This window comes from Bradyrhizobium sp. Ken51 (genome assembly GCF_055807435.1).
Genome location: NZ_JBVVPB010000001.1, coordinates 112,638 through 125,986 on the forward strand (window position 1 = coordinate 112,638; position 13,349 = coordinate 125,986).

A 13,349-nucleotide genomic window follows, 5' to 3' on the forward strand; every position below is an offset into this window, starting at 1 on the left:
CAACCGGGTGGGAGAATGTCGTCGAAGCGCGGCATCAGAACTGGCCGGGCGGCAGCTTGAAGATGTCGGGGCTCTTGGCGTCGGCCACGTAGAACAACAGCAGGCTGGTCGGCGTCAGCACTCGCTGGTTGTTGTCCTTGTTCTCGAACGTGCCTTGGAGCAGCAGGATGACCGAGCGATCCTTGGCGTCGCTGCCGCGGAACATCACGATGCCGCCGTTGACGGGCATGTTGACCGCGATGGAGTCGGGCTTGAAGCCTTCGCTGAGGAAATGGGCGCGCAGGATGTTGGCGTTGGAGAACAGCTTCTCCGGCGTGATCGCCGTGTCGGTGCCCTTCGACCAGACCGCGCCGATCTGGATCAGCGACTTCGACTTGTAGCCGAACACGTAGGATAGCTCCGCGGTGCCGCCGTTCGGCAGCAGCTCGGGCGCCGAATAGAGCAGGCTGTGCGTCAGCTCGGACGCATTGTCCTGCGCCCTGATAGCGTCGGGCTTTGCGCTGAAATCCTTGGCTATCGCCGCGCGCACGTCGGCCTCGTTCATCCCGAATTTGGCGGAGCGGAAGCCGTCGATCGCCTTGGAGTCGACCGCTTTGGACTTGTCGTCCGGGGCCGCTGTCTCGGCGGCGGCTGCCGACGTCGCGCCAGCGGCGACCGGCGTACCGGCTGCTGCGGGGGCAGCACCGGCGGCTCTCGGTGCCGGCGCAGCTTTCTGCTTTGGTACGGCGCCCTGGGCCGCAAGGGGCCCCGCTGCAACGGTGGTGAGCAGGCCAACGAGGGCCGGAACGAGATAGATTTTGCGCATCGAAAACCTTCGAAAAAATTTGAAACAACGCTTCAAAAATCGGCAGCTACGAAATCGGCCTCCCCGAACCGTCATCACGACCGAGACGGAAAATGTTGCAACGCCGCAGTGCGTTACAAGGCGTCACGGAGGAGGCAAGGTTCGAAACAGCGACTCTTTGGCGGCGTAGGAATACGGTATCGGGCTGCCAAACGCTGCGAATGAGCAGTCACAAACGCATTTTTTCATCAATTGTGGACGCCGGCTGTTCGCGCTAAGCATCGGGTTGGGGCAAACCATCATGCAAAGACATTCATGACCGAACGGCCTTCCGCTCTCGCGGTCGATCGCCGCGGGTTCATTCGCCTTGCGGGCACCACCGCTGCGGGATGGCTGGCGCTCGGCGCAACATCTGATCGCATGCGCGTCGTCGCATCGCTGACCGCATTGCGGCTCGACGACGAATTGACCAGAAGAAGCATGATCGACAGCCCGACCTCTCGCCTGGGTGGTCTCATCGTGGGCTTGAGGCAGCGAGGTTGGGTCGAAGGCGTCAATTTCCGCTTTGAGCTCCGTTCGACCTTCGGCGCGCCGGATAGACTGAAGACCGCGGTTCAGGAATTGCTGGCGCTCAAGCCCGACGTGATCCTGACCGGCTCGACGGTCGAAACCGCGGCGGTCCTGGAAGCCACCAAGACCATCCCGATCGTGTTCGCGACCGCCAACGATCCCGTCGGCAACGGCTTCGTCGAAAGCCTTGCCCATCCCGGCGGCAATGTGACCGGCTTCACCAACAGCACCGCCGAGATGGGCGGCAAATGGCTTCAGCTCATCCGGAGGCCGTGCCGGATCTTGCGCGCGTCGGCATCCTGTTCAATCCGGCGACCACACCTCGCGGCGGCCGCTTCTTCCTCGATTCCATCGAGCAAGAGGCTGCACTGTCCGGCGTGTCCGTGGTCCCCGCCCCGGTCAGCGCGCCAACGGACATCGACGAAGCCGTCAGGCGCTTTACCGAACCGCCCAAGGCGGCGATGATCGCGCTCGTCGACAGCTTTCTGGTGGTCAACCGGCAGGCGATCATCGCGGCGACCGCCAAATATCGCGTGCCCACGATTTACCCCTTCCATTATTTCATGGATGCGGGCGGGCTGATGAGCTACGGGCCGACGCTCGAAGTGCGCTCGGCTGACTATGTCGATCTCATCCTGCGCGGCACCAAGGCCGGCGATCTGCCGGTGCAATCGCCGCGCAAATACGAACTCCTGATCAACCGCACGGTCGCCCGCACGCTGGATTTGACGATACCATTCACGCTGCTCGCGCGCGCCGACGAGATCCGCGAGTGAACGAGACGATCGACCAGGGAGATTTGCGGCCACCTCCCGGCCGGCTGTTCCGCAAATACCTCTACTCGATCGTCGCGCTCGCTTTTGCCGCGCTAGCCATCAACACCAGCTTCGACGTCTGGTTCTCCTATCGCGAGCAGAAACAGCTACTGGCGGCGACCCAGCGCGAGCAGGCAGCAAGCGCCGCCATCCAGATCGGCCAGTTCATTGGCCAGATCGAAAGCCAGATCAGATGGCTCTCGCGCCTGCCCCCGGAGCTGTCCACGAACGAGGACCAGCGTCTGAACGCCATCCGCCTCCTGCGCCTCTCGCCTGCGATCGCCGAAATCGCCGAGCTCGACGCGCAGGGTCGCGAGCAGGTGCGCGTGTCGCGCCGTGTCGCGGACAGGATCGGCAGCAAGGCCGACCTCTCCGCCTCGCAGGCGTTCCGCGGCGCGAATGAAAGCCGCGCCTATTACGGGCCGGTCTACTTCCTCGGCGACACCGAGCCGTTCATGACGCTCGCCACGCGCGGAACCGGCCTGACGCCCGATGTGATTGTCGCCGAGGTCAATCTTCGCTTCATCTGGGATCTCGTCGCCGGGATCAGGGTCGGCAACACCGGCAAGGCCTATGTGGTCGATCGGATGGGGTTGTTGATCGCGCATCCCGATTTGTGGCCGGCGTTGCGTCGCAGCGATCTCTCCGGCCATGCCGACGTCCGCGCCGCGCTCGATGGCGTCGGGCCGCCCTCCGGCGGCCTGGTCAAGGAGGATCTCTCCGGTCAACGCGTGCTGTCGACCTATGCGACGGTCCCCTCGCTGGGCTGGTTGGTGTTCGTCGAGCTGCCGCTCACCGAGGCCTATGCGCCGATCTATGCGTCGATCGGACGCTCGACTTTTCTCCTGGTCATCCTGCTCGCATGTGCGGTGCTGGTCTCTCTGTTTCTAAGCCGGCGCATGACCGTGCCGATCCAGATCCTGACGCAGGGCGCCCGGCGGATCGGCAGCGGCGACCTCGGCCTGCGGCTCGCAATCAAGACCGGTGACGAGCTGGAGGCGCTCGGCGACCAGTTCAACCGGATGGCCGCTCATTTGCGCGAATCCTATGCGACGCTCGAGCGCAAGGTAATCGAGCGCACCTCCGAGCTTGAAAGGACCCGCGACCAGGCCCTTGCCGAGCACGATGCCGCCGAGCGCGCGCGCAGCGCGGCGGTGGCGGCCAATGAGACCAAATCGCGCTTTCTCGCGGTCGTCAGCCACGAGCTGCGCACGCCGCTGAACGGCGTCATGGGCGTGCTGCAACTGCTCGACGACGGCAGCCTCGGCGAAGCGCAGCGGCGCCACCTCACGACCGCGGCCGCGTCCGGCGAAACGCTGATCGCGCTGGTCGACGGCATCCTCGAATATGCGCGCCTGGAGGCCAGCGCCGAGACTCTGGAGACCCGCGATTTCCGCCTCGACCAGCTCATCGAAACGGCCGCCGATCTGATGCGTCCGCAGGCCGTTGGCAAGGGCCTGACCTTCGATCTCGCCTGCGATGAGACGGTCAATATCTCCGTGCACGGCGATCCGGTGCGGCTCAATCGCATTCTGCTCAATCTGATCGGCAACGCGATCAAGTTCACCCCGCGCGGCGGCATCGGCTTGAGCGCGGCCGCCGAGGCACATGACGAACATGTCCTGCTGCGCATCACCGTTCGCGATACCGGCATCGGCATCGCGCCCGACATGCACGAGCGGATTTTCGAGGATTTCGTCCAGGCCGACGACAGCATCGCGCGGCGGTTTGGCGGCACGGGCCTCGGACTGGCGATCGCGCGGCGCCTCACCCGCCTGATGCGCGGCGAGTTGACGGTGGCGAGCACGCCGGGTACGGGCAGCTCGTTCATGCTTGAGATACCGCTTGGCCTCGCCGCGAACGGCATCGCGCAAGGCGCGGACCAGCCGCCATCGCGGCAGCTTCGCGTGCTGCTGGTCGACGACGACCCCGTCAATTGCGAGGTCGGCGAAGCGATGTTGAAGAGGCTCGGCCACCACGCCACCATCGCCACGAACGGCGCGGCGGCCATCGCACTCGCCCGCGATCAGGCCTTCGACATCATCCTGATGGATCTGCACATGCCCGATATGGACGGCGTCGAGGCGGCATCGCGGATTCGAACGCTCGGTGTGCCCACCATGCCGCGCATCATCGCGGTAACCGCCGACATGTCGCGCCGCGCCCGCGAGCGGCTCGCGGGGGCAGGCATTGCCAGGATCGTCAGCAAGCCGATCCTGATCAATGCGCTGCGTGAGGCGATCGAGGACGATGCGCAGAACCAGCCCGCCGCGGCGCAGCTCGCGGCAGGCGCTTTGATCGACCGGCATTTCCTCGATGACCAGAAGGAGCTGCTCGGCGCGGCGCAGATCGCAAAACTCCACCGCCTACTGGAAGAGACGAGCAAAAAGCTGGTCGAGGACATCGCCAAGGCAGCAGTGATTGGCGATCCCACGCAGCTCGCACGCTGCGCGCATCAACTCGGGAGCGCCGCGAGTGCACTCGGCCTCGTCCGCCTGTTCGAATTCTGCCATGAGGTCGAGCTGGCGGCAGTCACGATGTCCCCGCCCGAATCCCACAGCGCCGCCCGCGAGCTCGCCGCGCTTCGGAAGGCCTCGATGAGCGCGCTGGACGATCTGCTTCGGCCGGCCTAAGAGCCTTCGGTCACTGACTGAAATACAAGATGATCGGAGGCGCCGGTGCGCGCAAGATATCTCGCCATTGTTCTCATGCTGCTCGCCCCTGCCGCGCGCGCCGAGGTCGAACAGTTCCCGTCCGGCTTCAAGACCAGAACCATCGCGGCCAACGGCACGCAGATTCATGTTCGCGTCGGCGGTCAGGGGCCTGCCGTGATCCTGATCCACGGTTTCGGTGATACCGGCGACATGTGGGTCAAGCTCGCCGCTGACCTCGTGCGCGACCATACCGTTGTCGTGCCCGATCTGCGTGGTATGGGCCTCTCGAGCAAGCCCGACAATGGCTACGACAAATGGTCCCAGGCGGCCGACATGCGGGCCGTTCTCGCAGCGCTCGGCATCGAAAAGGCCGCCGTTGTCGGCCACGACATCGGAACCATGGTAGCCTATGCCTACGCGGCCCGATATCGCGACCTGACCGAGAAGCTGATCGTCATGGATGCCCCGGTGCCCGGGGTGCCGCCGTGGGACGAGGTCGTTCGCAGCCCGCAGCTCTGGCATTTTGATCTCGGAGGCCCCGACATGGAGCGGCTGGTCAAGGGCCGCGAGCGCATCTACCTCGACCGCTTCTGGAATGACTTCGCGGGCACGCCCTCCAGGATCGCGGAAGCGACACGCCGTCATTACGCAGCGCTCTATGCGCGGCCGGGCGCCATGCGTGCTGCGTTCGCCCAGTTCAGGTCGATCCGAACCGACGCCGAGGACAACAAGAAGGCGATCGCGACCAAGTTGACCATTCCCGTGCTGGCCGTCGGGGGTGAGAAATCCTTTGGTGCGACGGAGGCCGTCGTGATGCGAAACGCCGCGACTGACGTCACCGAATTGGTCATTCCGGACGCCGGTCATTGGCTGATGGAAGAGCAACCGGCGGCGACCGTGAAGGCGATACGCCAATTCCTCGATACCAAAAAATAGAGCAGCGCGCCGCGCGGAGCCGACATATCTCGGCTCGGGCCTTCCGCGCGGGTCATTTTAATCGGCCCGACGCTTCATCCTCCCGGCCGAACCACTCGACCAGAAAATCGATGAACAGCCGCACCTTCACCGACAGATGCCGGGTCGGCGGATAGACCGCATAGAGCGCGAGCGGCGGCGCCGAATACTCGTCCAGCACAGTCCGCAGCTCGCCTGTCCTCAAGGCGCCGGCGGCGATGAACTCCGGGAGCAGCGCGAGCCCCCTGCCCTTGATCGCGACATCACGCAGCACTTCCGCATTGTTGACACAGAGCGACCAAGCCGGCTGGATCCAGTGATCACCGTCGGTGCCGGTGAGCTTCCACTGATTGCCCGTCAGCAGGAAGCCGTAGGTCAGCGAGGTGTGCTCGCGGAGATCCTGCGGATGTTGTGGTGTGCCGTGACGTGCGAGATAATCGGGTGAAGCGCAGATCATGCGCGCCACCGGCATGATTTTTCGCGCGATCAAACTCGACGATTCCAATTCCGCGATCCGCAAGGTCACGTCAAAGCCGTCCTGGACGGGATCGAGCAGATCGTCGCTGAGCACGAGTTGGAGCTGCAGCTCCGGATATCGCGCCATGAAATCGGCAAGCACCGGCCCGAGCCGCAGGGTGCCGAACGACATCGGCGCGTTGACGCGTAACAGGCCGCGCGGCGCCGACTGGGCTTGCGCCACGGCCTGGTCGGCCGCCTCGATCTCCGACAGGATTACGACCGCGCGCTCGAAATAGCGCTGGCCGTTCTCGGTCGGGCTCGCATGGCGCGTGGTCCGGTTCAGGAGCTGCACGCCGAGGCTCTCCTCGAGGTCGGCGATGTATTTGCTGATCGCCGAGCGTGACAGCCGCAACTGACGGCCCGCCTCGGCAAAACTGCCGCTTTCGACCACCTTTACGAAGGCCCGGAGGCTGGCGACCTTATCCAAGCGTCGGCCCCGTGGATTGTTTCCAAATCGTAGACATAGACGTCATATTTGCATGGATTGTCTCCAATTCAAAGCGGAGCGATATTTCCGGCCAGAGCAAGACCGCTCCCCTAGCGTTGGAGGACGACAATGTCTGGACTGCACCATGTGACCGCGATCGCCGGCGACCCGATCAGGAATTTCGGCTTCTACACCCGAGATCTCGGCCTGCGCTTCGTCAAGAAGACGGTCAATTTCGACGATCCCGGCACCTATCACTTCTACTATGGCGACGAGACCGGCCGCCCCGGCACCATCCTGACCTTCTTTCCGTGGGCCGGCGTGCCGGCCGGGCGCCGCGGCGTCGGCGAGACCCACCAGACCGCCTTCCGCGTGCCGCAGCGCTCGCTCGGCTATTGGACGCAGCGCTTCGTCGAGAAGGGCATCGCTTACGAGGCGCTGGAGAAGCGCTTTGGCGAATCCGTTCTGCCGTTCACAGACCCTGATGGCATGGCGCTCGCGCTCGTCGGCATTCCCGGTGCCGAGAGCGAGCCCGCCTGGAGCAACGGCGACGTGCCGGCCGAGCATGCGATCCGCGGCTTCCACGGCGTGACCTTGCTGCTCGACAGCGCGGCAAAGACGGCTGCCGTCCTCACCGACGTGTTCGGCTTCAAAGAGATGGCGCGTGAAGGCTCGGTGATCCGCTTCAAGGCACCGGGCGATGTCGAAGGCAGCGTTGTCGACATCTACGAGGCGAAGGGCTTCCTGCGCGGGCACCAGGGTGGCGGCTCCGTGCATCACATCGCCTTCCGCGCAGCCGACGACGCCGAGCAAGGCAAGATGGCGCAGAGGCTCGTCAGCAATCACGGCCTGCACCCGACCGAACAAAGGGACCGCAACTACTTCCGCTCGATCTACTTCCGCGAGCCCGGCGGCGTGCTGTTCGAGATCGCGACCGATATCCCCGGCTTCGCCGTCGACGAGCCCGTGGCGACGCTGGGACGTGACCTGAAGCTACCTGGCTTCCTCGAAGCGCAGCGCAAGCAGATCGAGGCTGTGTTGCCGAATTTGGCAGAGAGCGTGTCATGACCGAGAGTTCATTCGTCCATCGTTTCGAGCCCGCGACCAGCGCGGGCTCTCCTCCGCTCCTGCTGCTGCACGGCACTGGTGGCGACGAGAACGATCTGCTCGGGCTTGGCAAGATGATCTCGCCTGGCTCGGCCCTGCTCTCGCCGCGCGGCCGCGTGCTCGAGCATGGCATGCCGCGTTTCTTCCGCCGCCTTGCCGAGGGCGTGTTCGACGAGGACGATGTGCGGCGGCGCGCGCGCGAGCTCGGCGACTTCGTCAGCGAGGCACGGCAGCGCTACGGCCTCGCCGCACCGGTCGCGGTCGGCTTCTCCAACGGCGCCAACATCGCGGCCGCGCTGTTGCTGCTGGAGCCGGACGTGTTGGCAGGCGCGATCCTGCTCCGCGCCATGGTGCCGCTGTCGGATCCGCCGAAGGTTGAGCTCGGCGGCAAGCCCGTCCTGCTTCTGTCAGGGCAGGCTGATCCGATCGTTCCGGCGAGCAATTCGGGGAAGCTTGCGTCGCTGTTGTCGGAAGCCGGAGCGCGGGTCGAACACAAGGTGTTGCCGGCGGGCCATCAATTGTCGCAAGCCGATTTGACGCTCGCCCGCGACTGGGTCGGCAAATTCGCCGCCGAAGTCGCCTGATCCCCAAAAGCGGCGCATCGTCTTCGAGCGGTGCGCCGCGGCTTTACTCGAACCAGCCGCGGCGCTTGAACCAGATCAGCGGCAGCACGCCGCTGGCAATGATGGCGAGCCACGCCAGCGGATAGCCGAACGTCCAGTCCAGCTCCGGCATGTGCTTGAAGTTCATGCCCCAGATGCCGACCATGATCGTGGGCGGTACGCCGACGACCGAAACGATTGTCAGGATCTTGAACAGCTCGTTCTGCTGGATGTTGATGAAGCCGAGCACGGCATCGAGCAAAAGCTGGATCTTGTCCGACAATCGCGTCTCGTAGTCGCCGAGCGAAGCGACATCCTTCGAGACGGCCTCGAGGCGCTTCTTCGACGCGGCCGTGATCCATTCACTCCCGACATCGCCGGCAAACGAGGCGACGCGGCCGACACCAAGCAGGACATCGCGCGCCTTGGCGAGCCGATCAGCCAACTCCCCGATGTTCTCCAGCGCCTCGCGCATCCGCCGGCTGGAGCGGACCGGCCGCTGGGTGCGGACGAGCCCGCCTTTGAAGACGCCCCGCGAGAGCCTGTCGACCTTCGCGCCGAGATGCTCAAGAACATCGGCCCCACGGTCGACCATCGCCTCGACCAGACTGGTGAACACGCACATGCCGTTCTCCAGGCTGTCATCGGAACCGATACGCTTGCCGATGTCGTCGAAGATCGGCAGCTGCGCGAAGCGTACCGTCACCAGCACGCGCGGGCCGATGACGAATCCCACCGGCGTGATCTCGGCCTCGTTGTCCTCGTTGAGCCGGACCGCAGGCGAGCTGAGATAGAGCGTGCCCTTGTCGAGGATCAGCCGGCTCGACGCTTCGATCTCGCTGAGCGAATCCTCGGACGGAACGCGGATCCCGAGCAATCGTTCGACGAACTGCTTTTCTTCTGCGGTCGCGTCCAAAAGATCCGCCCAGATGATCTCGGACGGCATCTCCCCGCCGATTTTCTGCCAGTCGTCGGATGGCCACCTGTACAGTTTGAGCAAGAATCGAACTCCGCATACCCTCGCGCCGGATCGCACGGCCTGCGGCCATCCTGCGCCGAGCTAACGCATGAGGGTTCCGAACGTTCACAGTCGGTGAGCATCGGGCCGGCGCAATCAAACCAAGCGGGCGCGCCTCCTTCGATGATGCCATCATGCCAGTGTTTTGCCCGACGGGTCAACGGCATCGCGCAACGCAAACCATTCAATTGCGTGACGCGCAAGTCATTGAAATGACTATCCCCGGCTACTGTGCATGGGGTTGTTTTTCAGGTTTTTGTTTGGACCGGTCTCGTGACGATCTCTCCGTTGGGAGCGATCGTCACCGACATCACGCAATCGACCTCCGCGACCCTACTCCCACGCCCACGTCGAGAAGTCGTTCTCGTACTGGGGCACGTCCTTCCAGACGCCCTTCAGCTTCTTGTTGGTGATGGTGATCAGCTGCGGCTGGTACAGATAGCCCGAGACCGCGTCGGTGGCCAGCATGCGCTGGGCGTCGCCGAGAAGCTTGGCACGGGCAGCTTCATCCGGCGTCGACACGATCTGCTTGTACAGCGCGTTGAACGCCTCGTTGTTGTAGCCGAGATAGTAGTCCTGTTCGGTGATCTTGACGAGATCGAACGGTTCGACATGGCTGACGATGGTGAGGTCGAAATTGTGTGGACCATTGCCGGCGAATACCTGCGACAGCCATTGCGCCCATTCGACGTTCTCGATATTGGCGATGATGCCGACCTTGGCGAGCTGGGCCGCGAGGATCTCGCCGCCCTGCCGCGCATAAGACGGCGGCGGCAGCTTCAGCGAGAGTTCGAGCGGCGTGGTGATGCCGGCCTCGGCGAGCAGCTTTTTTGCCTTCTCGGGATCGAACGGGTTGATGCCGGTCGTGTCGACATACCCGAACGCGCTCGGCACGTAGAAGCTGCCGATCGGCGTGCCGAAACCATCGACCGCGCCGTCGATCATCGCCTTGCGATCGATCGCAGCGAGGATCGCACGGCGCACGCGAACATCGTCGAGCGGCTTCTTGCGATGGTTGATGCCGACGATGGTCTTCGCCCTGGAGCCGCCGACCATAACGTTGAAGCGCGGATCGGCCTTGAACTGAGCGATGGTGCGCTGGGCAGACACGCGAGGAAACGCGTCGACATCGCCCGACAGCAGCGCCGCTGTCTGCGCGGACGGATCGGAGATGAAGCGGATCGTCACCTTCGAGAGCTTGATCGCGGCTGCGTTGCGGTAGTCGGCCCATTTGGTCAGGGTCATCGAGGAGCCCTTGGCCCAGGCGCCCAGCTGATAGGGCCCGGTCCCGACCGGCTGCGTGATATTGGTCGCAGCGCTCTTCGGCTCGACGATCGAGCCGCTCGCCTGCCCCAGCAGGAACGGCAGGTTAGGCTCGGAATTCTTCAAGCTGATCACGACCGTATCGGGATCGGGCGCGTCGACCTTCTCGAAGCTCTGGAACAGGCTCTTGTCCTTGTTGGTGCTGGTGGCGACAGCATTGCGCTCGAACGAGAACTTCACGGCAGCGGAGTCGAACGGCTCGCCGTTGTGGAACTTGACGCCCTTGCGCAGCTTGAACGTATAGGTCTTCAGATCGGGCGATGCAGTCCAGCTTTCGGCGAGCAGCGGCGAAGTGGTGCCGTCCTCGTTGATCTTGGTCAGGGTCTCATAGATGTTGTAGAGCGTGACCTCGGCGATCGCGGCGGCGGCGGCGTTGGTGGGATCGAGCCCCGGCGGCTCCAGCGCCATCGCCATGACGACGCTGTCCTTCTTGGACTGCGCCAGCACCGGCAACGGAGCCACGGCAAGCGCGGCGGCGAATGCGACGATCGATAGTTTCCTGAACATGCGTTACTCCCGGCCTTCTCTCATCCCAGCCTACGCCAATCCCGCTGCAGACGCTAACCTTCCACGGGCAATGGCGGCAACGCCATCACGGCTTCCGCCTTGTGGCAGGCGGCCAGATGCGTCTCGCCCACCTTGCGTAGCTCAGGCAGAACCTCGCGGCAATGCTGGTCGGCGAGAGCGCACCGCGAGACATAGGGACATCCGGTCGCGACCGCCGATTGCGAGGCAATCGCCTGAGCCCCGCGCCGCCGCCGGCCGCCGCCGGCGCGCACCCGCGGCACGGCATCCAGCAGCGCTCGCGTGTAGGGATGGGCGCAGCGCTCGAACAAATCCTCGGGACGGCCCTGCTCGACGATGCGGCCGAGATACATCACCGCGACCTCGTCGCAGAGATAGTCGACGACGGCGAGATCGTGACTGATCAGGACGTAACTGAGGCCGAACTGCTCCTGGAGGTCCTGCATCAGATTCAAGACTTGCGCCTGCACGGAGACGTCGAGCGCGGAGACCGGCTCGTCGGCGACGATCAGTTTCGGTTGGGTGATCAGCGCGCGTGCGATGGCGATGCGCTGGCGCTGGCCGCCGGAGAATTCGTGCGGATACTTCTCCATGTCGGCACTACGCAGGCCCACCTGCTGCAGCACCGCGGAGACGCGCTCGCGGAACGTATTGCGGTCGGCGCCATCAAGCACGGTGAGCGGCTCGGCCACGATGCGCGCGATGGTCTGGCGTGGGTCCAGCGATCCGTAGGGATCCTGGAACACCATCTGGAAATCTCGGCGGGCGCGGCGCAGCTCGTCCGCGGAGATGCGGTTGAGGTCGCGGCCGAGCAGCGCGACCTGGCCCGATGTCGGCCGCTCCAGCGCCATCACCACCCGCGCGAAAGTCGACTTGCCGGAGCCGGATTCGCCGACGATGCCGAGGCTCTTGCCGGCCTCGACCCGCACGCTGACACCATTGAGCGCGCGCACCTGCCCCGGCAGGCGAAATACGCTTTCACGCGGCAGCGTGTAGCGCTGCTCGAGATCCTTCACGTCGAGAAGAGGCGCCGTGCTCATACGGTCAGCGCTCCGACGCGTTCGGCCATGGAGACGTCGGTCCGGATGCAGCGCACGAAATGGCCGGGTCCAACGTCCACCATCGGTGGAAGCGCGGCCCGGCACTGCTCGATCACGAGCGGACACCGGTCGGCGAAGGTGCAACCGGAAGGCAGATCGGCGAGCTCCGGGACCGTGCCCGATATCGTCGTCAGCCGCGTCCCCTTGCGCGCGCCGAGCTTCGGCCGGGCGCGGAACAGGCCCTGCGTGTAGGGATGTCCCATCCGGCGGAACACCTCGTCGGTCGGTCCGCTCTCGATGATCGTGCCGCCGTACATCACCATCATGCGTTGCACGTTCTCGGCGATGACGCCGAGATCGTGCGAGATCAGGATCATCGACATGCCGCGCTCTTCGACGAGATCGGCGATGAGGTCTAGGATCTGGCCCTGAATGGTGACGTCGAGCGCCGTGGTCGGCTCGTCCGCGATCAGCAGGTCGGGCTCGCAGGCGAGCGCCATCGCGATCGTGACGCGCTGACGCTGGCCGCCGGAAAACTGGTGCGGATAGGCATCGACGCGCCGCGCCGGATCAGGCAGCCCGACGCGGTCGAGCAAGGCGATCGCTTCTCGCCGCGCCTGCGATGCCGAATATTTCCTGTGACGCCGCAGCGGCTCGGCGACCTGGTGGCCGATCGTGTGCATCGGGTTGAGCGCGGTCATCGGCTCCTGGAAGATCATGCTGATGCGATTGCCGCGCAGCCGACAATACTCCGCGTCCGACAAACCAGCGAGTTCGCCGCCATCCAGCTTGATGCTGCCGGTGACGACCGCGCTGTCCGGCAGCAGTCCCATCAGCGACAACGCCGTCACCGACTTGCCGCAGCCGGATTCGCCGACGAGCCCGAGCGTCTCGCCGCGCTTCAGGGCAAAGCTGACGCCGCGCACGGCCTGTGCAGGCCCGCGGCTGGTATTGAGGCGCACGCCGAGATTTTCGACCTCGATCAGCGGCATGGTCGAGCGCTCGCCCATC

At 64.7% G+C, this 13,349-nt stretch carries 10 protein-coding genes and 1 pseudogene; 5 read left to right on the forward strand and 6 right to left on the reverse strand.

Features of this window, described 5'->3' with window-relative positions:
* Positions 1-34: 34 nt before the first annotated feature.
* Positions 35-805: a hypothetical protein gene (locus tag AC0L27_RS00455; protein WP_275167621.1), complete on the reverse strand. Its 771-nt coding sequence runs from the start codon at positions 803-805 to the stop codon at positions 35-37.
* A gap of 294 nt (positions 806-1,099) precedes the next feature.
* Here AC0L27_RS00455 and AC0L27_RS00460 point away from each other — a divergent pair.
* The 3 genes and pseudogenes from AC0L27_RS00460 to AC0L27_RS00470 all read left to right on the forward strand — a co-directional run bounded on the left by AC0L27_RS00460 (position 1,100) and on the right by AC0L27_RS00470 (position 5,759).
* Positions 1,100-2,130 (forward strand): annotated as a pseudogene (locus tag AC0L27_RS00460) (ABC transporter substrate-binding protein).
* Positions 2,127-4,802, forward strand: coding sequence for a hybrid sensor histidine kinase/response regulator (locus tag AC0L27_RS00465; protein ID WP_354206586.1), 2,676 nt, complete (start codon positions 2,127-2,129; stop codon positions 4,800-4,802). Before AC0L27_RS00460 ends, AC0L27_RS00465 begins: the two are co-directional and overlap by 4 nt.
* 75 nt (positions 4,803-4,877) lie before the next feature.
* The gene (locus tag AC0L27_RS00470) at positions 4,878-5,759 is read left to right on the forward strand and encodes an alpha/beta fold hydrolase (protein ID WP_354207331.1); all 882 of its coding nucleotides are present in this window, start codon (positions 4,878-4,880) and stop codon (positions 5,757-5,759) included.
* A gap of 52 nt (positions 5,760-5,811) precedes the next feature.
* Here the strand turns inward: AC0L27_RS00470 and AC0L27_RS00475 are convergent, their stop codons facing one another.
* A complete protein-coding gene (locus tag AC0L27_RS00475) occupies positions 5,812-6,723 on the reverse strand; it encodes a LysR family transcriptional regulator (protein WP_354206588.1) in 912 nt (303 codons plus the stop codon).
* Positions 6,724-6,852: 129 nt separating this feature from the next.
* Here AC0L27_RS00475 and AC0L27_RS00480 point away from each other — a divergent pair, with 129 nt between their 5' ends.
* Positions 6,853-7,791 (forward strand): ring-cleaving dioxygenase, encoded by a 939-nt coding sequence (locus AC0L27_RS00480; RefSeq protein ID WP_354254110.1) that lies wholly within the window; start codon positions 6,853-6,855, stop codon positions 7,789-7,791.
* On the forward strand, positions 7,788-8,414 hold the full coding sequence (locus AC0L27_RS00485; protein ID WP_354206592.1) for an alpha/beta hydrolase: 627 nt from the start codon (positions 7,788-7,790) through the stop codon (positions 8,412-8,414). The genes AC0L27_RS00480 and AC0L27_RS00485 overlap by 4 nt, the downstream gene beginning before the upstream one ends.
* Before the next feature lie 43 nt (positions 8,415-8,457).
* Here the strand turns inward: AC0L27_RS00485 and AC0L27_RS00490 are convergent, their stop codons facing one another.
* From AC0L27_RS00490 to AC0L27_RS00505, 4 genes are all read right to left on the reverse strand, one after another.
* On the reverse strand, positions 8,458-9,432 hold the full coding sequence (locus AC0L27_RS00490; protein WP_354206594.1) for a magnesium transporter CorA family protein: 975 nt from the start codon (positions 9,430-9,432) through the stop codon (positions 8,458-8,460).
* A gap of 351 nt (positions 9,433-9,783) precedes the next feature.
* Positions 9,784-11,280 carry an ABC transporter substrate-binding protein gene (locus AC0L27_RS00495; RefSeq protein WP_354206596.1) on the reverse strand — a complete coding sequence of 499 codons (1,497 nt, stop codon included), beginning with the start codon at positions 11,278-11,280 and terminating at the stop codon, positions 9,784-9,786.
* 53 nt (positions 11,281-11,333) lie between these two features.
* Positions 11,334-12,338 (reverse strand): ABC transporter ATP-binding protein, encoded by a 1,005-nt coding sequence (locus AC0L27_RS00500; RefSeq protein WP_354206598.1) that lies wholly within the window; start codon positions 12,336-12,338, stop codon positions 11,334-11,336.
* Complete coding sequence (locus AC0L27_RS00505; RefSeq protein WP_354206600.1) at positions 12,335-13,348, reverse strand: ABC transporter ATP-binding protein; 1,014 nt, start codon at positions 13,346-13,348, stop codon at positions 12,335-12,337. The genes AC0L27_RS00500 and AC0L27_RS00505 overlap by 4 nt, the downstream gene beginning before the upstream one ends.
* Position 13,349 lies beyond the last annotated feature (1 nt).

Excerpts from the sequence above, each read along its gene's own strand:
- AC0L27_RS00455 (WP_275167621.1), bottom strand. The coding sequence starts at position 805 with ATGCGCAAAATCTATCTCGTTCCGGCCCTCGTTGGCCTGCTCACCACC.
- AC0L27_RS00470 (WP_354207331.1), top strand. The coding sequence starts at position 4,878 with ATGCTGCTCGCCCCTGCCGCGCGCGCCGAGGTCGAACAGTTCCCGTCC.
- AC0L27_RS00480 (WP_354254110.1), top strand. The coding sequence starts at position 6,853 with ATGTCTGGACTGCACCATGTGACCGCGATCGCCGGCGACCCGATCAGG.
- AC0L27_RS00485 (WP_354206592.1), top strand. The coding sequence starts at position 7,788 with ATGACCGAGAGTTCATTCGTCCATCGTTTCGAGCCCGCGACCAGCGCG.
- AC0L27_RS00495 (WP_354206596.1), bottom strand. The coding sequence starts at position 11,280 with ATGTTCAGGAAACTATCGATCGTCGCATTCGCCGCCGCGCTTGCCGTG.
- AC0L27_RS00500 (WP_354206598.1), bottom strand. The coding sequence starts at position 12,338 with ATGAGCACGGCGCCTCTTCTCGACGTGAAGGATCTCGAGCAGCGCTAC.
- AC0L27_RS00505 (WP_354206600.1), bottom strand. The coding sequence starts at position 13,348 with ATGGGCGAGCGCTCGACCATGCCGCTGATCGAGGTCGAAAATCTCGGC.